Source organism: Amycolatopsis regifaucium, from assembly GCF_001613935.1.
In the GTDB taxonomy this organism is placed as follows: Bacteria; Actinomycetota; Actinomycetes; order Mycobacteriales; family Pseudonocardiaceae; genus Amycolatopsis; species Amycolatopsis regifaucium.
On sequence record NZ_LQCI01000034.1, the window covers coordinates 197,745 to 220,522 of the forward strand.

Sequence of the window (22,778 nt, forward strand, 5' to 3'; positions counted from 1 at the left end):
TTCCTCCCGTCCGGGCGGCCGGCGATGCCCGACGCGTTAGCGTTCAGGGGCAACCGGGCGGGCGCGGCGGGTCGGTGAAACTGCATGCGTCTACTTTCGCTGTCCGAACATGAGGTTTTGATGACACGGGTGATGGTCGTCGAAGACGACGAGAATCTGCGGCTCGCGCTGGTCACGCAGCTGCGCGCGGCCGGCTTCGCCGTCGACGACGCGGCCGACATCGCGACTGCGGACAGGATTCTGCGGACGGGCGGCCACGACTGCGTGGTGTTCGACCGGATGCTGCCGGACGGCGACGCGATCGAATACGTCCACATGCGACGGCAGCTGGGCTGGCGGGCGCCGGTGCTGTTCCTCACCGCCCGCGACGCGCTCGCCGACCGGGTGGCGGGGTTCGAACACGGCGGTGACGACTACCTCGTGAAGCCGTTCGTGATGGCCGAACTGACCGAGCGGGTGAGCAACCTGTGCCGCCGGGCCGCGTTCGACCGGCCGTCGGTGCTGCAGTACCAAGACCTGGTGATGGACTGCGCACGGCGCGAAGTGCGCCGGGCGGGGGTGCTGCTCACCTTGACGAACAAGGAGTACGCCGTGCTCGAATACCTGCTGACCAGGGCGGGACTGCCGGTGCAGCGGGCGGATCTGATCGAGCACTGCTGGGACGCGCAGGCCGATCCGATGTCCAATGTGGTCGACGTGGTGGTGAAGCGGTTGCGCCGCAAACTCAAGGAACCCGAACTGATCCACGCCGTCCGCGGGCTCGGCTACCGGCTGGGCACCCGATGAACAGCCACTCCTCGGCCGATCGGCTGCGCAGGCTGCGCTGGCTGCTGACCGCGTTGTTCACCGTGATGAACACGCTCGGGCTGGTCGTCTTCGCGTGGCTGCTCATCAACGAGGACGGCGACCAGGGTGAGGAACGGATCGACGCCGCGCTGACGCAGGTCACGTCGTCGGTCAGCAGACTGGTCGCCTACGACGGCACCGTGGGCTTCGACCTGGTCAACACCGACGTGCTGAACGATCGCTGCCCCCAGTTCGCGATCCTGCCCGGCAGCGCGCCCGCGTTCCAGCCACACCTTTCGCGCGCGAACTGCGTCCCGATGAACCCCCAGTTGTTGAACGGCCTCGCCACCGAAGCGGTGCGGACCGGCAAACTCGTTCAGGGCCACCAAAAGGCGATGGACGGCCAAGTGGTCAAGGTTCGCGCGGAACCGTTGCGGGACAAGAACGGCAAGACGTTCGCCGCCGTCGTCGCGGCGCAGTCGACGGCGGCCGAAGACGACGCGCACACCCAGTTCACCCTGCTGGTGATCGGCGGCACCGTCCTGCTGATCGCGGTCCTCGGTTTCGCGGGCCACCTGCTGTCCGGCCGCTCGATCCGTCCCGCGGCCGCGGCCTTGCAGCAGCAGGAGGTCCTGCTCGCCGAAACCGCGCACGACCTCCGCACCCCGGTCGCCGCCCTGCGCGCGCTCGCCGAAACCGCGATGGTCAACCCGGCCCAGTCGGCGGAACTCCTGCCGCGAACCGTCCGCCTCGCCGCGAGAATGGGCGGCATCATCGACGACCTGCTCGTTCGCGCCCGGCTCGCCGCCGGCGTGGAACAGCTGAGCATCCAGCCGATCTGGCTCGACCAGCTGGTGGTCGGCGTGGTCGAGGACAACGCGACCGACAACGCCGAAGTCACCGTCACCGCCGCGCCCACGAAGGTCAACGCCGACCCCGCGCTGCTGCAACGCGCGATCGGCAACCTTCTCGACAACGCCGTGCGCTACGGCCGCCAACCGGGCGCGAAGGCGTTCGTGCACCTGACCGTCGCCGGCGGCACCGTGACCGTCGCGGACCACGGCCCGGGCATCGACACCACCATGGCTGACGACGCCTTCGACCGGTTCGCCAGCACCGGCGGCTCCTCCGGGCTCGGGCTGTCCATCGTGCGGTGGGTCGCGCAGGCGCACGGCGGCACGCTCGCGGTGTACAACGCCGACGAGGGCGGCGCGATCTTCGAACTGAGGCTCCCGATCAGCCCGAACTGACCGGCCAGAACCGGAACGACGGCGGCTCTCCCGCGTCGCGACGCGCGAACTCCTGTTCCCACATACGGAACGTACGCGCCCTGGTGATCTTGATCATCGCGTCCTCAGCGGGCTCGAGCGACCGGGACTCCTGATCGGCAGCGTCGTGGATCGCCTGGATCGTCTCGTAGAGCGCGAAGATCGGACCGTCACCACGAAGATGGTGTGCTCTCCTCGCCTCGGTGAGCTCGATGTACCGGTCTTCGCTCACTACTTCGATGTCCTCTTCCCTGGCGTGCAGGACCGCCCGTATCCGCGAGTTGTCCTCGTCGATCCGCCCCGTCCGCAGGTTCAGCAGGTATCCGGCCAAGGAGCCGTCCGGTGTCGTGTCGACCCGGTAGGTCGAGTGGTAGAACTCGAAGTACACCGGAGTCTCGATGTCGTTCACGGTCCGATCCTCTCATCGCCTGGCGGGAGGCCACGCAAAGTCGCTTCCTCGAACAGTTCTCTCTGTCGCCGCAGTATCGTGGCCTCCAGTGCCCGCTCCTCCGGCGAAATCGGACGGCCCTGCTCGGCGGCGACCGCGTCGAAGTCCCGGCGCACCTCGTACAGGCTGTGCTCGAAGGCCGCCACTTCGTCGATATGCCCCAGGTGCAGCCGCAGTTCGGCGATATGCCCGTTCGACAACCGCACGGTCATGAGGATGTCGCGGTAGCCACTCATCTGCGGGTTGGTGAACCGGTCCTTGATCCCGACGATCCGGATCGGCGCGCCACCCTCCGCGAGATGTGCCTGCAGGGCATACAATGCCTGGTAGATCTCGGCGACGGTGTCGAACCGCACCAGCGCGCCGACCAGATCGAGCAGCCGCGAGGGGTCCCCGGCGTAGTCACCATCGATCTTGTCCTGCGCGCGAACCCGGCTTTTGGGTTCGGAGCGGCAGGCCGCCGTGCCCCCGGCGTGTCCGGCGAGCCACTCGGCCAGCTTCTTGAGCTCCTTCTGGTCGCGGCCCCAAGAGCGGTACAAATCGGCGAGGTACTCGGCTCTGTAGGCGGCCAGCTGCTCCTCCGACAGCCCGGCGGACGGGGCATAACCAGGCTGGGTCACCTTGACCGCGGCGTATCTCCGGGGAATCTGCGCACGCACCGCCTCGGCGGCCCGGCGCTGTGTCTCGGTCAAATCGACCGGCCCGGGGCCGGACGATTCCTCCTGCTCGCGCAGGATCTCTTCCGCTCCTCTGGCGGCGACCTCGGCCACCGCCGCGATGACGACCTCGACCGCCTCCGGATGCCGCAACAGATTGGCCAGGGTCTGCGGCCGCGCGCGCAGGGAATTCGCCAGGTATGGCGTTTCCCGCAGCACCTGGGCCAGTTCCGGATGGTGCCGCAGCAGGGTGGCGAAGTCGTCCTCGCCGGCGGGGTTGATCGCCTTGTCGATGGCGCTCCGGCCATCGTCGGATTCCTGTGCCGCCGTCGGAGTGAACCGCGCCCACCCTTCGCCTTCGGGAAAGCCCTCCACGATCAGCCGCCCGCCGGGCATCACGTGCAGTCTTCCTCGCGGAGCGACGACCTCTGCTCCCAGCGCGTCGGCGTAGCGCTGTGCCCATCCGGACGATCCGGAGTGACAGGAGTTCAGCTGGACCGGCTGCCCGGCCGTGTAGTACTCGCTGTGGAGCGTCGCTTCGGCCACCTGTTCGGGGCTGAGCATGTACAGCTCCTCGATGGCCCGCAGCTGTTCTTCGGTGAGCGCGATCTCGGAGTACAGGCTGAGACCGGGAATGGGATGTCCGCTCCTGCTGCCGTGCAGGGTGACCACATACGGACTACCGGGGGCCGGCCGGTTGCCGAGCATCGCCCGCATATGCGCGTAGCGGGTGGTCAGGTCATCGCCGATGGCCATTCCGGCGGGCGCGTACACGACGCCCTCACCGGTGACCACGGCCCCGTCCCACGGTCCGGGCGCGACCTTTCTCCGCGCTTCGACCCAGCGGGAGCCACCGACCTCGTCCAGCCGGGCCGACCCCATCGTCGCGGGACCGGTCGTTCCGTCCGGTGGGTCCTTGAAGGTGATTTCGCCGGTCACCGGGTCGATATTCACGGCGACGTCATCGCCGTCCGGATCGAACGGCGGCAGATGGCCAGGGCGACGGGGTTTGCGGCCTTGCTCGTCGGTGTTCCGTGGCCGGACCAGGTCGACCGGACCGCTCTTCGGAGGTTTGCCCTCCATCGCGCTGTCGATCGTGTTCGGCATCCCGAGGATCCGGATCGCGATGAAGATGCCCATCAGCGCGCGGCGATAACGGGAAAGCGTGGGGGCGCCCGCCGCCTCGAGGGCTTCGGTGATCGCGGTGACGTCCCCGGTGTGGAAGAGTTCCCTTCCCGCGACGACGGGTTCGGCCCGGCTCACCGGCGACTGACCCGGGCGCAGGATCCGCGTTTCGAACAATGCCCGCGTGAAGGTGTCGCCGCGGTGAGCCTGATTCGGGTCCGGCGCCGGGTTCCCGGTGGTGAAGTCGTAGCTCTGCACGACCACCGGCCGTCCGTCCACCATGAGGTCGAGTGTGAGGTTCGGAACGGTCGATCCCGCGTAGTGCGACCGCTCTCCGCCGCCCTGCCCCAGGGACGGCCTGCCGCGGCCGTCGAGGTGATACGCCTGCGCGGTGGTCAACCGGAACCGGCCGGCGTGATCGCCGAGGATCTCGCCATCCCTGGCGCGGATCTCGTCGGCGAAGATCTGATGGACGAAGGTCCCCCGCAACGCGGGGGTCATCGTGCCGTCCCGTAGGTGATCGAGGATCATCCGCGCCCGGCGCCGCGTCTGCTCCGAGTCCCTTTCCGGGGCGAGACCCCGGGTCAGCCGATCGAATTCGCGGCTCGCGGCGTCCGCGGCCTCCTGCAACCCGGGAGCGATCCGCGAACGCACCCAATCGGCTTCCACGATCCTGGAGACGTCACGGGGGCGCACCGGTCGCGAATCCGACGGCAGCAGACCGTGTTCAAGCAGCAGGGAGCGCAGTTCGTTCCAGGACAAGCCGGACTCGTCGATGAGCACGCGAAGGCGGTGTTCGCTGAACAGGACCATCCTCAGCCTGCTGCGGTCCACCGTCGACGAGGACGGCGGATGGTCCAGCCGCGCCGGGTTCTCCGGATGGTAGAACCGCGTGGCCGCCGAATCGCCGCCGGAACCGGATGGCGGGTTCGCCGGGCCGGGTGGCGGATTCCGCGGCGGGTCCGGTGGCGGGTTCGATGGTGGCGGATTCGACGGACCGGAAGGCGTAGGGCCCGGTCGTGTCGGGCCGGAAGGCGTAGGGCCGGGATCGGTGGGCCCGGACGACGCCGATCCTTCAGGCCCCTTGGCCGCTGCCACACTGAAGTCCCAGCCACCGTCGTGCCGCAGGACGGCGTCCACCCCGAGTTGGATCAGCCCGTCGGCGATCTGCTGCGTCAACGCGTTCGTGAACAGGTAGACCAGCCGCGCCTGCCGATCCGTCGGCAGCGCCGAGAGCTGGTTGGCGATCTGTTCCTGCAGAAGGGAAACGACTGACGGGTCCGCCGAAGAGAGATGCTTGACATCGATCCGGATCTCCGGCCCGTACCCGTGATACAACCGGCCCCGGATGTCGATGTCGGACAGGAGTTTGCCGTCGGCGTCGAACTGCGGGGCCCGGACGCTGTCGATCTTCAGGTCCGGCAGGCCCAGCGCGGCCAGCTGATCGCCGCTGAGCTCGGTGAGCGTCAACGCGGCACGGAGTTCCGCTTCGATCCCGGTGAGATTGAGCTTGGCCCCCTCGATCTGAGCGGCCGTGGGCTGCCTCGGCTTGCCGCGGGGCGGCGTGTCCCGGACGGGTTCGATGGTGCTCGCCAGTTTCTCCGCCGCGTCGTGGGTGTTCACCCCCAGCTCGGTGAGCTTCCGGAGGATCTTGCCGATATTGGACACCGCGTCCAGCTGCTCGTACGCGGTGGCGCTTTCCAGCCGGTCCGGCGCCGCCCGGTTCGCCCTGGCGGCTTGGTCGTTCTTTTCGGTCTGGTCTCGGCGGGACTCCCTGGCGGTCGTCTTGTCCAGTCGCTCGACATACTTCGCGAGGGCTTCCGAGCCGAGTGCGGACAGTTTGTCGGAGAGGGTGCCGTTCCCGGCGATTCCCTGCGTCATGAAGTTCAGCGTCGTCTCCGCCCGGACGGGATGGACGATCGCGACCAGATCGGCGATCGGACGCCGCAGTTCGGGGACACCATCCCAAACCTTGCCGAGTTCGTCGGTCAGGTCATCCGGCCGCACAGGCGGGGTTTCCGCTGATTCCTGTTGCGGGGGAACACTTTCCTGGGCTTCGACGGCTTCTCCGAAGCCAGGGTCCTGCTCCGCTCGGGGAGCCGCCTCCTGGAGCTGGCCTGGTTCGCTCGCCGGTGTCTCTTCCGCCGGTTGCTCCGGCTGCGCCTCCTCCGGTGTGTTCTCCGCCGCGGGCACCTCGGCGGGGAGTTCGTGAGGCACCTCTTCGACGGGCTTGACCTCACCCGGTTCGGAGACGCCGTCCACGTCCTCGCCCTCAGCGGGTTTGGCGTGGTTCGGTTCACCCTTGGTGGGTTTGGCGGTCTCGGCCGTGTTCGCCGCTGTGTTCGCCACCGCGGCGGGCATCGCCGCGCTCGCCGGTACGGCACCCGCGCTGACGTGGGCGGGTGCGGCGAGCACCGTGGTCGTGGTTCTCGCGCCGGTCGCGGCCGCCTGTTCCGACGGGGAAGCGGCCGACGACGTGGCGACCTGTTCGGTATTGCCGTGCGCCTCCGCGGTCACGGACTCGGCAGCCGCGGCTTGTGCCACGGTTTTCGTCTCCGTGCCGGCCGAATCGAGGGCCGCCTGAGCGGTGGACGCCGTCCCCGCCTCGGTTCCGGACTGCCCTCGTTCCACCTGCCCCGGCGGGGGATCGTCCGGTGGCGGGGAGTCGGTCCGGGTGAGCTGCTCGACCGACACGTCCGGCGCCGCCGCGGTTCCGCCGAGACGGTTCTGATGGATCTGTTCTCCGGCGAGCACGGTGTTCGTGCGCGAAGCGGCCATCGTCCCGGCCGAAACCGCGTCACCGACGATGCGGTCGGCGCTGGGAATCGGGGCCCATTCCCCCGACACCGCACTGTTGGCGAGGTGACTGGCGACCGGGGAGGTCAACCCGTTACCGACGAAGGAATTGACCCCGCGGGTCACGTGGTCGGCCGCCGCGCGCGACATATGCCTGCCCGCGGTGTCGCCGAGCGCCCTGGTCGCCTGGCCGAGACCGGCCTTGTTCACGACGCGGTTCAGCGGCTGCCCGATCGCACCACCGAGTCCGGCGGCGAGCGTCTGTTTGGGATCGATCGCGTCCCGATATCCCTGTGTCTTGCTCAACTGCTGGCCGGCGAGGTCGATGAAGACCTCTTCGCCCGCCTCCTTCGCCAGTTCCCCGGCGAACCGCAGACCGAACTTCGAGACGTCTCCCAACTTGTCGAAAGCGGAAGCGACACGTCCGGCCCAGACGATCATCTTCGCGCCGATCTGGCCCGCCAGCCTCGCCGCGAACGCCGCGGCGCCTCCGGGACCGCCGAACACCGCCGCGAGCGCGAACAGCCCGACGTTGATGGCGATCTCCACGCGGATCTGGTTCTTGGTGTCGGCCAAGGTCTGCGCATAACCCCGGCAGGCCGCCTCGAGTTCCCTCATCTGGGCGGCCAGCAGGTGAAGTCCCTCGGTCCCGCTGGTCCCGCCGTTGTAGGACTGGATGAGGTACTGCAGGTGGAAACCGGCGGAATCCAGCCACGTTTCGAGCAAGGCCTTGGCGGCCGCGTCGGACTCCCGGATCGCCTTGTCGAGTGCGACCGCACCCGCCCCCCACGCGTCCGCGAGTTCCTTGGCATCCGATTCGCTGTCCGGCGGCCAGAGGTAGTCGACGCCGACCACACCCGACTCCTTGACGCGGATCCAGAGCTCGCCTTCCGGTTCGTCGTTCGCCATGTCGATCCGTCAGGCCGGCGGGAACTCGTGGGTCGCCTCGGCGTCCGCGCCCTCGTAGATCTGTACCGCGCGGTAGCCGTTGTTCGCCATTCCTTGGTAGACGCCAGGCACTTCACGCGCCGCCTTGTCCACGGAGATCGCGGCAGGCTTGTACTTCCCCATGAACTCCTTGCCGAGCGGGCCGTTGCCGACCTCCATCTCCTTCTGCAGCTTGTCGCGTACGGAAGCCCACTCCGTGCGGAGAATGGCCCCGGTGTCATGCACCTTTTTCAGGTGGACGACGGTTTCCGCGGGAAGCATGTCGATGACGCCGTCCTGGTCGTGGTGAATCCCGGTCATCGGCGCTCACCTCCGGCGACCTGCCGGTCGAGTTCGCGTAGATACGGATCGAACCGCAGATCGGTGTTATCGGCCGTCGCCCCGGCGGGTAAGAGACTCGCCGCGATGGCGACGCCCTCGTCCCGTGAGAGAGCGACGGCCCGGTGAACCGTTTCGGTGATGGACTTCGCCAACGCGGCCGAATCGGGATCGCGGTGGACGCGGGGATCCAGCCAGAGTTCGAGCAGTTCACCCGCACCACCGACGGTCACGCTGATCAGCCCGTCGTCGGAGTCCGCGGTCACCCGGACCTCGGCCAGCCGCCGCTGCATCGTCCGCACGTCCTCTGCCATCCGCGCGTATTCGTCGTACATTCCCAAGTGCAGGGGTGTGTCCACGAGTGCCTCCCTCGATCGCTCCCTGCCGAGTCTGTCGCCGGTCGCGGCCGGGAACGGGCGGATGGCGCGTTCCTGCCATGGGGGATCGCGTTCACCCGCCCCCGGCGACGATGGCGCGATGAGACGATTCCGGGTGCCCGCCGTCACCGCCGTGCTGGCGTTCCAGTTCCTCGGCGCGCCTGCGGCCGACGCCGCGCCGCCGCCGGGCGTCTGCCACGACCCGGCTCCCGCACACCCACAGGTCCGGGCACTGCCCTGGGCTCAGCAGACGCTCGATCCACGACGAGCGTGGCCACGGAGCCGGGGAGCGGGTGTGCTCGTCGCGGTCGTGGATTCCGGCGTCGACGCCGACCATCCGCAGTTGCGCGCCCCGGGGAAAGTGCTCGCCGGCCGTGACTTCCACCAGCCCGGCGGTTTGCCGGGCGCGTTCGACTGCGTATCGCACGGAACCGGGGTGGCGGGCATCATCGGCGCCGATCCGGTGCCAGGTATCGGTTTCCACGGTACGGCGCCGGACTCGCGGATCCTGCCGGTCCGGATCAGCGACCGCGACGTCGGCGACCAGGGCGAGGCGTTGCGGATCGACCCGCAAGTGGTCGCCAACGGCATCCGCTATGCCACCGACCAGGGCGCGAAGGTGCTCAACCTGTCGTTGTCCGGACATGAGGACTTTCCCGCCATCCGGCAGGCAGTGGCGTACGCGGTGTCGCGTGACGTGCTGGTCGTCGCCGCGGCGGGTAATGCGCAGCGGGACACGACGGAGCTGCCTTCCTACCCGGCCGCCTACGACGGTGTGCTCGGCGTCGGAGCCGTGGACATCAACGGTGCCAGAATGCCCGGATCACAAATCGGCGGATACGTGGATCTCGTCGCTCCCGGCGCGAAAGTCCTGACCACGACCAGGGTGGACGGGCACGCCTATGTGGACGGTTCCAGCTTCGCCGCCCCGTTCGTGGCCGGAACGGCCGCACTGGTCCGTGCCGCCTGGCCCACGCTCGGCGCCGCCGATGTCGCACGGCGGCTGATCGCCACGGCCGACCCTGCCCGCGGTGGCCGGAACAGCGACGCCTACGGTGCCGGGCTGGTCAATCCGTACCGCGCGGTGACCGACGGGATCGACACGGACCGCCCTGCCGCGCTGCCCGCCCATGTCCCGGCACCACCGGACCAGGCACGGCTCGACGAAGCGGCGAAGGAGCAGAGCACGTCGGCGACGTCGCGCTTGCTGACCGTCATCGCTTTGGGAGCACTGGTCCTCGCCGGGCTGGTCGCCGTGGTCCTTCCGCTCGGCAGGCGCCGGAACTGGCGGCCCGGCCGGGTCCCGCGGTTGCCCGAGCAGCCGGCCGCCGTCGAGCCGCCCGACCAGATTTTTCTCTGAGGCGGCGCGGGGCAAGACGACGAACGGGCCGTCACTCGCGCGTTTCGCAAGTGACGGCCCGTTCGGCGCCCGTGTGAGACGGGACTCCACCCGGGATCAGCGACGCATACCGGCCTTCGCCATCTCCACCGCGTTCATCAGGTGTCCGTCCGCGTTGACGACGCCCTGGGCCTGCAGGTTCTGCTGGTCCCAGGTTTCGTTGGCCAGCACTCGATGCTGTCCCAAGACCTCGAGGGCTTCCTGACCGAATCCGTCCGTCAGGTCCTGGTCGTAGACGAACTCCATCCCGCGATGGGTGTCCTCGGTGTGATCGACGCTCTCCTGCGCGCCGTCACGCAGCTGTTGCGCCATGGACTGGTTGACTTCGCTGTATCCGGTGATCCGTTTCATGTGAATTCTCCTCTTCTCCGGGGATCTTCTGAGGCGATGGCCGTATCAGAGCTGGGCGGCGATTCCGAAGTCGGCCTTGGCACCTTCGCTGGCCGCGAGGGCGTCGGCCTCCGAGTAGGTCGCGTGGCCGGCCCGCAGGCCGTCGGCGCCTTCCTGGTAGGCGGGGGCGACCCTGCCGGTGACGGCACCGTGACGGTTGCCCTCGACTTCGCCGAGCCTGTCGGCCCATCGGCCGCTACTCGCGCTCACGCCCTCGACGACGGCTCCGGTCACACGCTGCGAAACGCCTTGCAAGCTGGTCACGGTATCGGAAATCATCTGTGACTGACGCATGATCGCGTCGAGGTCACCATCAATCTTGTACGTCATCGACCTACCCTCCGAATCGGTTTCTCCCGTGTCGGTGAGACCACGTTCGCGCCGTTGCGCGCCAAGGAAAAGCTAGTTCTCCGAGGACGCTTTCCCCGCCACACGGCAAGTTCCTGCCATCGCGCGCCCCGGAGGCCGGCGGTCACGGACGATCTGAGGGTGGCGACAATCGTGGTGAAGAGGCCGGCTCGCAGGCCCGGTCCGGAAATGCCGACCGGTGAGCTGATCCTGCAAGCGCCTCCGGAGATCCCGCCCCCGCCCGCCCGTGGCTGGACGCAGGTTCTCACGGTGCTGCCGATGGTGGCCATGATGGCCGCGATGTTGCTGATGTACTCCGGCAGCATGGCGGGATCCATGCGTTTCGTCATCTACGGGATGATGGGCCTCGCCATGCTCGGCATGGTCGTCATGGGATTCCTGCAAGGCGGCGGTCCCAGCAAAAGGGAAATGGGCCACGCCCGCCGAAAGTACCTGCGTCATCTCGCTCAGCACCGGTTGCGGCTCCGTCGTTCGGTGCGCAGACAGCGCACGGCGATGGAGTACCTGCACCCCGACCCCGCCACCTTGTGGTCCTTGGCGGCGAGCTACCGGTTGTGGGAAAGGCGCAAGGAGGACGCCGACTTCGGAGTCGCGCGTATCGGCAGCGGCGCTCAGGCACCGGCGACCACCTTGGTCACCCCGGAGACCAAACCGCTCGAAGAACTCGAACCGCTGTCCGCGTTGGCGTTGCGCCGGTTCATCACGACCTATTCCACCGTGGGCCGGTTGCCGATCGCGATCGCGGTCAACGGGTTCAGCCGGATACATCTGCGCGGCGACCGGAACGCCGTGCTCGGTGTGCTGCGCGCACTCCTCGCCCAATTGGCGACCTTGCAGTCGCCGGAGGACGTGCGGATCGCGGTCTGTTCGGGTCCGGAACAGCGTGCGGACTGGGAGTGGGTCAAATGGCTACCGCACGCGCTGCATCCGGAACGGGTGGACGCGCTCGGCCCGCTCCGTCTCGTCGCACCGACCATCCCGGCATTGGAATCGATGCTGGAGGAGGAACTTTCGAAGCGTCCGAGGTTCGATCCCGAGGTGGACGTCCGCACTTCCGGACCGCATCTGGTGGTGGTGCTCGATGGCGGTTCCGTGGCGGGCTCGGACCATCTGATGACCGGTGGCGGTGTCGAAGGGGTGACCGTCGTCGACCTGACGACCATGCCGCCCAGAACGCTGGACCGGACCACGGTGGTGCTGGCCGTCGACGCCGAAGGTGACTTGGTCAGCGAGACGATGGACGGCGAAGCACCGCTCGGCCGCGCGGACACGCTGGGCGCCGTCGCGGCCGAGGGGCTCGCCCGTCAGCTGGCGCCGCTGCGGCTGACGGCGGGCCTGCGCGGCGACACCCCGATGAGCACCGAACTCGGGCTGGCCGAACTGCTGGATCTGGGTGACCCGTATGAATTCGACCCGGCCGACACGTGGCAGCCACGGCCGAACCGCGACCGGCTGCGGGTCGGGATCGGCATCCAAGCCGACGGCGTCCCGATCGAACTCGATCTGAAAGAGTCGGCACAGGACGGGATGGGCCCGCACGGCCTGCTGATCGGCGCCACCGGCTCCGGCAAGTCCGAGCTGTTGCGGACTCTGGTGCTCGCGCTGGCGGTCACCCATTCGCCGAGTTCGCTGAACTTCGCGCTGGTCGACTTCAAAGGCGGTGCGACGTTCACGCGGCTCGACGCGTTACCGCACACCAGCGCGGTGATCACCAACCTCGCCGACGAGCTCCACCTCGTCGATCGGATGACCGACGCGATCAACGGGGAGCTCATCCGCCGTCAGGAACTGTTGCGCGCGGCCGGGAACTTCTCGTCGTTGCGCGATTACGAGAAGGCACGCGCGGCGGGCGCGCCGTTGCCCGAGGTACCGACGTTGCTGGTGATCTGCGACGAGTTCTCCGAACTGCTCTCGGCCAAACCCGATTTCATCGACATGTTCGTCCAGATAGGACGAGTCGGCAGATCACTCGGCGTGCACCTGTTGCTCGCCTCCCAGCGGCTCGAGGAAGGCAGGCTGCGCGGGCTGGAGACGCATCTTTCCTACCGGATCGGCCTGCGCACGTTCTCGGAGATGGAGAGCAGGGCGGTACTCGGCATGGCCGACGCGTTCAAGCTGCCGAGAGCACCGGGACACGGATTCCTCAAGGTCGGCACCGAGCAGCTGGACCGGTTCCGCTCCGCCTACGTCTCCGGCGTCTACCAGCGTGCGGCCGGTGTTTCCGTGTCCGCGACCGCCGGGGAACAGCTGGCGCTGCGCGAGTACACGACCGCGTACCTCGCCGGTGAAGTCGACGAAGCCGAAGACGATGAGACAGAGCGGATCGACGAGGACACCGCTGTCGGCGAAACGTTGCTGGACATTCTCGTGGACCGGCTCGAGGGCAAGGGCACGGCCGCTCACCAGGTGTGGCTGCCCCCGTTGTCCGATCCCTCTACTTTGGACAGTCTGCTACCGCCGCTGGTCGCCGACCCGCGTCGCGGGCTCTCCCCCGGTGCCGCCACCGGCTCGCTGGCCCCGGTACTCGGCATCGTCGACCGGCCCCTGGAACAGCGGCGCGATCCGCTGACACTGGACCTGTCCGGTGCGGCCGGGCACGTCCTCGTGCTCGGCGCGCCGCAGACCGGGAAGAGCACGGCCATCCGCACCCTGATCACCAGCCTTTCCCTCACCCACACACCCCGCGAAGCGGCGTTCTACTGCCTGGACTTCGGGGGTGGCACACTCGCCTCGATCTCCGGTCTTCCCCATGTCGCCGGGGTCTCCGGCAGGCTGGACACGGGCGCGGTCCGGCGCACCGTGGCCGAGGTGGCCACCCTGCTGGCACAACGGGAACGGCTGTTCACCGAGCATCAGATCGACGGGATGATCACCTATCGGCGGCACCGTGCCGACGGCCGGTTCGCCGAACTGCCGCACGGCGACGTGTTCCTCGTCGTCGACGGCTGGCAGACCCTGCGCAACGACTTCTCGGACCTGGAGGAAACGGTCGGCGACATCGCCGCGCGCGGACTTTCCTACGGCATCCACGTGGTGGCGGCCTGCACCCGATCGTTCGATCTGCGGATGAACATCCGGGACCTGTTCGCGAGCAGGCTGGAGCTGAAGATCGGCGACCCGATCGACTCGGTCGTCGACCGGCGGGCCGCGATGAGCGTTCCCGCCGACGCCCCAGGACGTGGGATTTCCATGAGTGGGCACCAGATGCTCATGGCCCTGCCACGGATCGACGGCCGGAACACCACCGCCGATCTGGCGGATGGCATCGGCGCGCTGGTCGGCGCGGTCAGTGCGGCCTGGCCGGGTGACCCCGCACCGTCGGTCCGCCTCCTACCGGGAGTCCTTCCCTACGAAGAGCTTCCAGCCGCCGACGCGCTGACCGGTGATGACGCCGGCTTCGCGGTCGGCATCCACGAGCACGACCTTTCCCCGGTTCGGCTGGACTTCACCGCCGATCCCCATTTCTTCCTGTTGGCGGACACCCAGTCCGGCAAGACCTCGTTCCTGCGCGTGCTGGCCAAGCGGATCAGCCGGGCCTACACGCCGAGCGAGGCCAGGATCCTGGTGATCGACCATCGCCGAGGGCTGCTCGGAGAGATCGACGACGAATACCTGCTCGGTTATGGCACGAACGACGAGAACAGCCGGGGCATGGTGGCCGAAACGGCGGGGGCCTTGGCCAAACGGCTGCCGGGGCCGGAGGTCACGCCCAAGGAGCTCCGGGCCCGGAGCTGGTGGAGCGGGCCGGAGGTCTTCGTGCTGGTCGACGACTACGACATGGTGGCCACCCACAAGGAGCACCCGCTCATCCCGCTGCTGCCGCTGATCGCGCAGGGCTCCGACATCGGCCTGCACGTGGTGCTGACCCGCCGGACCGGCGGCGCCGGGCGTGGATTGTTCGAGGTCTTCCTCGGTCGACTGCGTGAAGTCGGCTCGCCCGGCCTGATGTTGTCGGGTGACCGGGACGAGGGCCCGCTGCTCGGTGGCATGCGAGCCCAGCAACTGTCGCCCGGGCGCGGCTGGCTGGTGGACCGGCGCGGGCAAAAGGGGCTGGTGCAACTCGCATGGCTGCCGTCACGGGACTAGGGCGTGCCCTGGTTCGACCGAATGAGAACGGAAATCGAGGAGTGCTATGGCGAACGAATACATGGACGGCGACGCGGGGAAGATGAACGACATCGGAGGTCAATTCACCGCTCCGCCGACCGCGACCGCGGAACCACTCCGCCGCGAGCCGCTGCGCTGCTCGGATTCGGGAATCCTGGAATGCCGGGAGCTCTTCCTCGCCGACTCGAATTCGACGAACACGCTGCAAACCTACGTCACCCATGTCATGCAGGGGTTCGCCGCCTTCAAGGAGATGACCGTCGCCAGTGGCCGGTGTTACGCGGACGGCGACGGGATGAGCGCACGGGAATTCGAGGCCATCGTCAACCGCCGCGACCTGAACCTGACGGATCGGGCCGGGATCTTCGAACCTCAAGGTGACCCTCGATGATCGACTACACCAACGGATTCTCGGTGCGTACCCTCGTCCGATTCGTCTCCGAGGAAACACTCCATTTCGGGACCGCCGAGCAGGCGGCGAAGATGTGGGGCGCCGCTGTCACCTATCTCGACGAGTCGGCCAAGAAGATCACGAACCGGCAGACCGAGCTGGAGAAGGTCTGGACGGACGGTGCCTTCCAGCTGTTCCGCGACGAACAGCTGGAACCGAACCGCAAGCAGCTCGCGGCGTTCGTGGCGAAGATCAAGGAACACAAGGTACAGGAGAACTTCGCGGCGATCCCCGGCTTGATCACCAATACGGTCCAGAAGACCCAGGAAGCCGTCCGGGGTTACAACCATCTCATCGAACTCGGCAAGGAACCGACCGAGCAACAGGAACGGGAGACCGCCCGGCAGGTTGGGATAGTTCTCAACGAACTCGCCGAGGCGTACGACCGGGCACGGACCTCGATCGAGCGGATCGGCGACTGGCAGTGGCACGGACCGCGCGCGGCGCTCCCGGAGAGCCGCCAGAGCAGTGAGGCTCCCCAGACGGCCGGGACACCCGGCCCCGCCGACCTCTCTCCCACCGAACCGGGGCAGGTGCCCGAACCGGTCTCCCCGACCTCCCCGACCAAAACCCAGGATCCGCTCAAGGCGGCGTTGCAGCAGGGGCCCGGCGCGCTGGACGCGCTCAGCCAGGCCGCGCAATCGTTGCAGCAACTGCTCGGCAGCGGCCAAGGCGTGCCGAATCCGGTGTCCCTACCCGATTCGGCGAACTTCGATCCGGTGGCACTCGGCTCGCTTTCCCCGGTCGAACGTGCCGACTACCTGAACGGCCTCGCCGGCTCGGGGTCGCCGAGCCTCGCCGGAAGCGGCGATGGTGGAGGAAGCGGCCCAGCGAGCGGAGGGATGGGTGCCGGGTCTTCAGCCGTTCCACAGCCGCAGAGCGCGGCTACCGGGACGAGTGGTGCGCCCCTGTCTTCGGCCGCGACGTTCGGTGCGGCGGGTACGGCAGGCACCGCTGGTACGGCTTCGTCCGGTTCCGGCATGGCGCCACCTCCGGCGTCGCCGAACCAGGCCGGGAAGAAGGCGGACACCGGGATCAAACCCGGGACAGCCGAAGACACCGCCACCAGGCGGCCACGCGAGCGGAAGCCGCGGGGAACCCCCGGCGTCGCCCTGCTCGGACGGTCCGGGATCACCGGGCGCCCCGGTGCGGCCGACGGCGCGGTGGCACGGCCCACCCCGCTCGCGCGACGGCGCTGGGACTCCGGGAACGACACGGTCCAGTTGCTCGACGAGGAGCTGTGGCAGGTGGAACAGCACGACACCACACCGAAAAACCGGTTCGGTCACTAAAGGAGGGGCAGATGCCCGCAACAGAGATCAACGGCGACATCGAGGCGATGAGTGCCTACTCGTCGAAACTCAAGGCGCCCGAAATGCCGCCCTCCATGGCGCGACTCGGGATACCCCCGAACCTGTCCGGGCTGTACGAGGGCATCGCGATGTCGGTGCTGGACAAGGCGGCGACCGCGGCCATGTCAGCCTTGCTGACGAAGGTCACCGAGGACATGGTCACCGACTCCGTCAAGGTCAAGGCCGCCGCCGGTGCGTACTCGGCCGCGGACGTCGCCAGCGCCCTCGAACTGGCGACTTCCGCGACCAAAGTGATCAAACAAGGGGTCGGTCTCGTGAAGCAGGTGGCGGGATCCGGGCAGCAGGCCGTGGAAAAGCCGGCCGACCAACCCGCGGCCGAAATCACCCCGACCGATTGAGGAGCGAATCATGGCTGTCCCTTACAACCTGCTGCCGATCGAGATGCACATGGCGATGATCACGGCGGAGCAGGCCAACGTCCCGGTCCTCACCGACGCGGCGAAGATGTGGACCGAAGTCCGTGCCTGGATCGAGTCCGCGAGGGCGGAACTGCACACCAGGGCGGGTGAGCTGGCGCCGGACTGGCAGGACGAAGGTGGCCGGGAGCACGAGGAGAAGGTCCAGCGCACCCTCGCCGAGCTGAAATTCTGGGGTGACCGGATCGACGCCGCCCAGCCCGCCGAAACGCTGACCACGCTGGCGGCCGCGATCCCGGAGGCGCTCCAGGTCGTCACCGGTTTCTACGAGTCCTACCTCACGGCCCTTTCCAGTCCGCTCACCGCGTGGGCGGCGCCCGGCTTCCAACAACTCGCGGGCACGCGGATGACCGCGCTCGGCGGGCAGTTCGACATGTCGATGCTCAAGGTCGTCGCGGCGTCCGGAATCCAGTCACCCGGCGACTTGATGCCCACGGCTGTCACGGCAGCCGAAGGCAATTCCCCGGCCGACTTCATCAACGCCGCCAAGGCGGGGATGGAGGCGCTGACCGAGGTTCAGGGGCTGGCCGAATCGGTCGGTGTCGGTGGCGGCGGCACAGGCGGCGAGGTCTCCTTGCCCGAAGTTCCGGGCCAGACCGGGACTTCCGGTGTGTCGCTGGCCGGGCTCACCGCTGTTCCGGCGGCGGTCTCCCCGATGCCCTCGCCGGGCGGGATCACGCCAGGAACCGGGACTCCGCCGGTGCCGACGGGCGGCCTTGGCGGCTTCGGCGTCGCGAGTGGTCTCGCCGGGATTCCAGCGGCCAAGCCCGCGGCCGGGAAGCGGGCACCCAGTCTGGCGTCGGAAATTCAGCCCGGCACCGCTTCGCCGTCGACGGCGAAGGCCGCATCGAGCCCGATGTCGCCGATGATGCCACCACACGGCGGCGGGCAGAACACGGCGGGCACACTTCGTCCGGGCTCCTCCGAGCAGCCGACCGGGCGGTCCGGCGCGTCACGCAGGCAGGCATCCGGCGGAAGCGACGGCGTTCCGGCCAAGCTGCGCGGCCGGGCCGCCAACGGCAATCCGGATGCCGGGTTCACGCTCGCGCGGGGTCGCCAGTCCGGGGAGACGGAGTCGGGCTCGGTGCAGATGCTCGACGAAGACCTCTGGCGGCCGAACTCCCGCTGAACCCCAAGTCCGTGAAGGCCTCCTTCCCTACGCTCAAGGTAGGGAAGGAGGCCTTCACGACTTTCGAGCGGTCCTCAGCCGCCCAGGGTCTGGCGTCGGGCGGTAGCGGGGTCCAGGCTCGGTCCCTCAGGCAACCGCGCGACCAGTCCGGCGGGCAGCCGAACGGGGCGCGCCGACGGATAACCCAGCATCTTCAGTACCTCCGGCGAGGCCAGCGGATAGCGGCGCCCCATGTCGGTCACGACGGTGAGCGTTCCCGCCGCCGCAGCAGGTGAAGGCATCACCTCGACGACGATCGCGCTGCCCGGCGGCACGTGGACGCGGTCGGCGAGCGGGGTCCCGGAGGCGGTCCGGCGTGCGGTGGTGGACATCGGGTCCGCGGGCGGCATCGAGGGATCGACGGTCAGCGAAGGCGCGGCGGCGCCGTCGCCGAAAGTGGCGCACACCGTGGCGTCCTGGTCGCGCAGGCGCGCGATCGCCGGCCGGGCGGGCGGGGCCGTGCCCGCATCGGCCTGGATCGGGTCCAATTGCCTCGACATGGTCGCGAGAGAGGGCGGCAGCGGCACGGTTTTCGGTTCGGTACCGGGATAGGCGGCCATCATCTGGGCGCTCGCGCGCTGGACGTCGTACTGGAGTTCGGTGATGGGCCGCAGGGCGTCCCGTTCGGCGAGGTAGTACTGCCGTCCACCGCTGGAGGTCTGGACCATCAGCAGCATCCCGTTCCGGATGTCGGTGCGGCCCGGCACCGCGGTGGATGCCTCTCCCGCCGCGGCAACGGGAAGCGGGCCGATCGGCGCGCCTTCCGGGAGCACGTCGAGCCACGCCCGACCGACGCGCGCCCACGGTTCGGCGGTGAGCGCGAGGCCGGTGCCGACGGCGCCGTAGTCGTTGATCCGGTGCCGATGCCCGCGCCACACGACGAACCGGTCGCCGGTCGACGTCGATTCGACCAGCAACGCCTGATCCCCCAATTCCGCGCCGCCGGACGGCGACGCGCCCGCCAGCAGGACCGACTCCTCGATCCGGCTGCCCGCCAGATCGCTCGCGGGTGCGGAACACAGCGACCACGAGCCGGTGAGCAGTTTTTCCGGGGCGGGCAAGGCGTCCGGGGCGTCGGCGATGCCGATCCGGGGCCCTCGCGGGACTCCGGCGAGCGAATCGCGCGAAACCCGTTCCGTGGTGCGGTGCTCGCCGAGCAGGAGCAGCGCGGACGCGTAGTTCGCGACGGGATGCAGCCGTTCGTTGAGGTAGACGTAGCGGGTCCCGGTCTCCTTTTCCACGATCACCGCGGAGTCCTTGCGCCAGGCGTTGTTCCCGCCCGGCACGATCATCCCGTACACGCCGACGCACGCCAGGGCCACGATCGCCAGCGCGACCCCGGCGAAGGCGGCACCGGACGGGCGGCGGAACGGCGGCTGCTCCGGATCGGTCTCCCTGGTGACGAGCGCGGAGATCGCGCGCTGCACCAGGAATTGGTACGCCTGCAGTTGATCTCGTTTGGACGCCACGGTTTCAGCCCCCCAGTCCGCGCACGTAGCCGTACAGGCCGAGTACCGAACACGCCACCGGCACGATGGCGAGCGTCACCAGGATCTCGAAGTACTCGGCGATCCGGCCGAGATACGGGTTCGCGGCGCGCGTACTCAGCACGACGCCGGACGCCACCACGACGGCGGCGACCGCCAGCGACAGCGGTCCGGCGAGGACGAGCAGCAGCGAGCGGTCCGCCATGAGCGGACCCGCCAGCAGGCAGCCGGCGCCGAAGACGCCGGTCACCAGCACCAGCAGCCGCTGCCGCAGGATCGGATACAACCTCGCCCGCACCCCGAATCCGGCCGCGAGCAGGGCCACGAGGCCGACCGCCGCCTCGCTGTCGCTGCGGATCAACTGCAGCTGGCAATACATGACCACGATCGCGGCACCGCCCAGCATGCCGGTGAGCAGCGCGTCCGCTCTGGCCACGGCGGCGTGCACGAGATGGAGCGGTGGCTGGGGATCGTCGCGGACGAGGTCCGCGGTCGAGCGCGGCAGCACCGGCATCGGCACCCGGCCGAGCCGCAGGGCCAGCGGCGCGAACGTGGTCGAGAGCACCAGCACGCCGCCGCCGATCACGGCCGCCGAACGATAACCCGCGAGGTCGTCGAACGTGGCCAGCCAGCCCCCGAGCACCCCGAGCAGGCCGACGGTGGCCGCTCCGGCGAACAGTTCCGGCGCGGCGGTCACCCCGAGATGGCCGACGACGGCCGCGAGCAGCAGCGTCGCACTCGCCAGCAGCAGGTGACCGGCCGACAGGGCGCCGACGGGATCGTCGCCCGCCAGCAGCAGGCCGCCGCCGGTGAAGGCGAACGGAAGCGCGACGGCGGCGAGCACCGCGCCCGCCCCGGCGTCGCGGAGCGCCCGCGCGAGCAGGACGCCCGCGGCCAGCAGCAGCGCGGAAACCGCCAGTGCCCAGGCCGCCGGGGACGTCCAGGGCGGCCCGGCCCGCAGTACCGCGACCAGACCGAAGACCATCGCCAGCGCACCGGTCGCCAGCCCGGCGTGGCGCGTATGCCGTGGCCCCCAGGCCTTGCCGGTGCGGCCGGAGCCGGTGGCGATCGCGTCCACGAGGTCGTCGTACTCGGGCTCCGGCCATTCGGCACGGCGCGGTGTCAGATGGAGGATCTCGCCGTCCCGGACCCGGTGCGCGCCCAGCGTCCGGTCCAGATCGAAGGCGGTCCCGTCGGCGCGGCGCAACTGCCAGCCGCCGCCGGCGACGCCGTCGTCGGCCATCCCTTCGCCCGCCCGCGCGAGCAGGCCGGGGAGGATTTCGGCGACGGACGCGTGTTCCGGCAGCGCCATGTCGATGCGCCGGTGCGGAGTGGTGATGGTGACCCTGACCAGGCCGGCAGTCTGCATGGGAAAAGGGTCCGCCTGCGACCGCTCCGGCGGGCCGGTTCGGCAGGAACCTGCCGCCGGGAAAGTACGCCGAAAGCGGCCTTCTTGCGCGACAATGAAGCCATGAGCATCGAGACAGGAGTCGGCGGACCGCGGCTGCTCGCGCAGGGCCCCGTCGCGACCGTCTACGCGGGGCGGGATCCCGCTACGGGCAACGACTTCGCGATCAAGATGTTCCCCGGTTCCTTCGATCGCGAGACCTCGGCGTGGCTCGATCGCGAGCGGAAGGCGCTGGCCGCCGTGCGGTCGACCCGGTCGATCCTGCAGATCGACGACGTCATGGCCTATCCCGACGGCCGCAGCGGTATCCGTCGCGAACTGTGCGCGGGTTCACTCGCCGGACTGCTGGATTCCGGTACCCGGCTGGGGGTTTCCGACGTGCTCGCGCTCGGCGCCGCGATCGCGTCGGCGCTCGCCGCGGCGCATGGAGCGGACGTCCTGCACGGCGGGGTGAGCCCGCACAACGTGCTGTACCGCGCTTCCGGCGAGTTCGTGCTCGCCGATTTCTCGGTGGCGCTGCGGCGGCGGTTCCCGCGCGATCCGATGTACGCGGTCGAGTACACCGCGCCGGAAACCCTGCGCGACGACACGCTTTCCGCCGCCTCCGACCTTTATGGACTCGGCGCGGTCCTCTACACCGCGTTGACCGGCGCCCCGCCGTTCCCCCGGCACACCGGGCAGCAGCCCGGTGAACGGATCCTTCAGGTACTGCGGGAACCGGTGGCGCCGATCCAGGACCCGAGCGTCCCGAGGGAGCTTTCCGGCACCATCCTCCGGTTGCTGGCCAAGGAACCGGCCGACCGGCCGCAGGACGTGGCGTCACTGGCACGGCTGTTCACGAAGCTGCGCCAGCCGGGCGGCGAGATCGTCACCGGGGAATCTCCTGACCTGCCAAGCGAAGAAGAGGAAGCCGACGTCGAATTCGACGACTTCGCCGAGGTTTCCCGGCCGGCCGCCGCCGCTCCGTCGGTCCCCCAGCTCCAGCCTGTGCGGGTGGTGCAGGCCCCGCCGGCGGGTGGCCGGACCCTGATCCGCGAGTTCAGCGGTCCCCTCAAGCGTGACCGCGAAATTCCCTGGCGGCCCATCGTGACGGCGGGTGCGGGAGTGCTCCTCGCCGGGCTGGCCGTGGTGCCCTTGGTCCTCGGTCCGGCGGAGATCGGCGGACAGGCCGTCCCGCTGGCGGCCGCGATTCCGGCGCCGTCACCGGCTTCCGCACCCGCGCCGGACGTCAAGCTGGCGCTCGCCCCGCCGCAGGACCAGAGCGATCACGTTCAACTGACCTGGACGGCGGAAGGCGAACTGGACTTCGTCGTCATCATGGCGGGCGAGCGGCTCGAGACGAAACAGCTCGTCGCGCACCGCCAGCGCGGCATGGACGTGCCGGTCGACCCGGCGCGCCGGTACTGCTTCCAGCTCAGGGCGACCGACGGGCGTCACGTCTACACGACCGACCCGATGCCGATCCGCGGCGCGCGCTGCAATCCCTAG

17 protein-coding genes are annotated in these 22,778 nt (G+C 69.2%); 9 read left to right on the plus strand and 8 right to left on the minus strand.

Annotated features, from left to right (window positions below; genetic code table 11):
• Window positions 1–120 precede the first annotated feature (120 nt).
• Both AVL48_RS24705 and AVL48_RS24710 read left to right on the plus strand, forming a co-directional pair.
• Window positions 121–786, plus strand: a complete 666-nt coding sequence (locus tag AVL48_RS24705; RefSeq protein ID WP_177242283.1) for a response regulator transcription factor — start codon at window positions 121–123, stop codon at window positions 784–786.
• On the plus strand, window positions 783–2,036 hold the full coding sequence (locus AVL48_RS24710; RefSeq protein WP_061986707.1) for a sensor histidine kinase: 1,254 nt from the start codon (window positions 783–785) through the stop codon (window positions 2,034–2,036). The genes AVL48_RS24705 and AVL48_RS24710 overlap by 4 nt, the downstream gene beginning before the upstream one ends.
• Here the strand turns inward: AVL48_RS24710 and AVL48_RS24715 are convergent.
• From AVL48_RS24715 to AVL48_RS24730, 4 genes are read right to left on the minus strand one after another with little or no spacing between them, the layout of a single operon-like run.
• Window positions 2,023–2,463 carry a hypothetical protein gene (locus tag AVL48_RS24715; protein ID WP_244162586.1) on the minus strand — a complete coding sequence of 147 codons (441 nt, stop codon included), beginning with the start codon at window positions 2,461–2,463 and terminating at the stop codon, window positions 2,023–2,025. The two genes, AVL48_RS24710 and AVL48_RS24715, sit on opposite strands and share 14 nt — an antisense overlap.
• Entirely contained in the window at window positions 2,460–7,988 is a 5,529-nt protein-coding gene (locus AVL48_RS24720; RefSeq protein WP_061986705.1) for a WXG100-like domain-containing protein, read from the minus strand. Before AVL48_RS24720 ends, AVL48_RS24715 begins: the two co-directional genes overlap by 4 nt.
• 9 nt (window positions 7,989–7,997) lie before the next feature.
• The gene (locus AVL48_RS24725; protein WP_061986703.1) at window positions 7,998–8,327 is read right to left on the minus strand and encodes a hypothetical protein; all 330 of its coding nucleotides are present in this window, start codon (window positions 8,325–8,327) and stop codon (window positions 7,998–8,000) included.
• Complete coding sequence (locus AVL48_RS24730; RefSeq protein ID WP_244162587.1) at window positions 8,324–8,704, minus strand: YbaB/EbfC family nucleoid-associated protein; 381 nt, start codon at window positions 8,702–8,704, stop codon at window positions 8,324–8,326. Before AVL48_RS24730 ends, AVL48_RS24725 begins: the two co-directional genes overlap by 4 nt.
• Before the next feature lie 118 nt (window positions 8,705–8,822).
• Here AVL48_RS24730 and mycP point away from each other — a divergent pair, with 118 nt between their 5' ends.
• The gene (gene mycP / locus AVL48_RS24735; RefSeq protein WP_061986699.1) at window positions 8,823–10,082 is read left to right on the plus strand and encodes a type VII secretion-associated serine protease mycosin; all 1,260 of its coding nucleotides are present in this window, start codon (window positions 8,823–8,825) and stop codon (window positions 10,080–10,082) included.
• 96 nt (window positions 10,083–10,178) lie between these two features.
• Here mycP and AVL48_RS24740 read toward each other — a convergent pair whose 3' ends face one another.
• Both AVL48_RS24740 and AVL48_RS24745 read right to left on the minus strand, forming a co-directional pair.
• On the minus strand, window positions 10,179–10,472 hold the full coding sequence (locus AVL48_RS24740) for a hypothetical protein (RefSeq protein ID WP_061986697.1): 294 nt from the start codon (window positions 10,470–10,472) through the stop codon (window positions 10,179–10,181).
• A gap of 45 nt (window positions 10,473–10,517) precedes the next feature.
• On the minus strand, window positions 10,518–10,841 hold the full coding sequence (locus tag AVL48_RS24745) for a hypothetical protein (RefSeq protein WP_061986695.1): 324 nt from the start codon (window positions 10,839–10,841) through the stop codon (window positions 10,518–10,520).
• A 159-nt stretch (window positions 10,842–11,000) separates the two neighbouring features.
• Between AVL48_RS24745 and eccCa the strand changes: the two genes are divergently transcribed.
• Genes eccCa through AVL48_RS24770 form a run of 5 tightly spaced genes read left to right on the plus strand, consistent with a single transcriptional unit; the run spans window position 11,001 to window position 18,356 of the window.
• The gene (eccCa, locus tag AVL48_RS24750; protein ID WP_061986693.1) at window positions 11,001–14,966 is read left to right on the plus strand and encodes a type VII secretion protein EccCa; all 3,966 of its coding nucleotides are present in this window, start codon (window positions 11,001–11,003) and stop codon (window positions 14,964–14,966) included.
• Between the two features lie 46 nt (window positions 14,967–15,012).
• Window positions 15,013–15,378 carry a hypothetical protein gene (locus AVL48_RS24755; RefSeq protein WP_061986691.1) on the plus strand — a complete coding sequence of 122 codons (366 nt, stop codon included), beginning with the start codon at window positions 15,013–15,015 and terminating at the stop codon, window positions 15,376–15,378.
• Window positions 15,375–16,730: a hypothetical protein gene (locus AVL48_RS24760; protein WP_061986689.1), complete on the plus strand. Its 1,356-nt coding sequence runs from the start codon at window positions 15,375–15,377 to the stop codon at window positions 16,728–16,730. Before AVL48_RS24755 ends, AVL48_RS24760 begins: the two co-directional genes overlap by 4 nt.
• Before the next feature lie 11 nt (window positions 16,731–16,741).
• Window positions 16,742–17,149: a hypothetical protein gene (locus AVL48_RS24765; RefSeq protein WP_061986687.1), complete on the plus strand. Its 408-nt coding sequence runs from the start codon at window positions 16,742–16,744 to the stop codon at window positions 17,147–17,149.
• Between the two features lie 10 nt (window positions 17,150–17,159).
• Window positions 17,160–18,356: a hypothetical protein gene (locus AVL48_RS24770; protein WP_061986685.1), complete on the plus strand. Its 1,197-nt coding sequence runs from the start codon at window positions 17,160–17,162 to the stop codon at window positions 18,354–18,356.
• 74 nt (window positions 18,357–18,430) lie between these two features.
• Here AVL48_RS24770 and eccB read toward each other — a convergent pair whose 3' ends face one another.
• Entirely contained in the window at window positions 18,431–19,864 is a 1,434-nt protein-coding gene (eccB, locus tag AVL48_RS24775) for a type VII secretion protein EccB (protein WP_061986683.1), read from the minus strand.
• Window positions 19,865–19,868: 4 nt separating this feature from the next.
• On the minus strand, window positions 19,869–21,251 hold the full coding sequence (gene eccD, locus AVL48_RS24780; protein ID WP_061986681.1) for a type VII secretion integral membrane protein EccD: 1,383 nt from the start codon (window positions 21,249–21,251) through the stop codon (window positions 19,869–19,871).
• A gap of 102 nt (window positions 21,252–21,353) precedes the next feature.
• Here eccD and AVL48_RS24785 point away from each other — a divergent pair, with 102 nt between their 5' ends.
• Entirely contained in the window at window positions 21,354–22,778 is a 1,425-nt protein-coding gene (locus AVL48_RS24785) for a serine/threonine protein kinase (protein WP_061986679.1), read from the plus strand.

Bases quoted from the DNA above. Each gene is read 5' to 3' on its own strand.
- AVL48_RS24755 (WP_061986691.1), top strand. From the start codon at position 15,013: ATGGCGAACGAATACATGGACGGCGACGCGGGGAAGATGAACGACATC.
- AVL48_RS24760 (WP_061986689.1), top strand. From the start codon at position 15,375: ATGATCGACTACACCAACGGATTCTCGGTGCGTACCCTCGTCCGATTC.
- AVL48_RS24720 (WP_061986705.1), bottom strand. From the start codon at position 7,988: ATGGCGAACGACGAACCGGAAGGCGAGCTCTGGATCCGCGTCAAGGAG.
- eccD (WP_061986681.1), bottom strand. From the start codon at position 21,251: ATGCAGACTGCCGGCCTGGTCAGGGTCACCATCACCACTCCGCACCGG.
- AVL48_RS24785 (WP_061986679.1), top strand. From the start codon at position 21,354: ATGAGCATCGAGACAGGAGTCGGCGGACCGCGGCTGCTCGCGCAGGGC.
- AVL48_RS24770 (WP_061986685.1), top strand. From the start codon at position 17,160: ATGGCTGTCCCTTACAACCTGCTGCCGATCGAGATGCACATGGCGATG.
- AVL48_RS24710 (WP_061986707.1), top strand. From the start codon at position 783: ATGAACAGCCACTCCTCGGCCGATCGGCTGCGCAGGCTGCGCTGGCTG.
- AVL48_RS24765 (WP_061986687.1), top strand. From the start codon at position 16,742: ATGCCCGCAACAGAGATCAACGGCGACATCGAGGCGATGAGTGCCTAC.
- AVL48_RS24705 (WP_177242283.1), top strand. From the start codon at position 121: ATGACACGGGTGATGGTCGTCGAAGACGACGAGAATCTGCGGCTCGCG.
- mycP (WP_061986699.1), top strand. From the start codon at position 8,823: ATGAGACGATTCCGGGTGCCCGCCGTCACCGCCGTGCTGGCGTTCCAG.
- AVL48_RS24745 (WP_061986695.1), bottom strand. From the start codon at position 10,841: ATGACGTACAAGATTGATGGTGACCTCGACGCGATCATGCGTCAGTCA.
- AVL48_RS24740 (WP_061986697.1), bottom strand. From the start codon at position 10,472: ATGAAACGGATCACCGGATACAGCGAAGTCAACCAGTCCATGGCGCAA.
- AVL48_RS24725 (WP_061986703.1), bottom strand. From the start codon at position 8,327: ATGACCGGGATTCACCACGACCAGGACGGCGTCATCGACATGCTTCCC.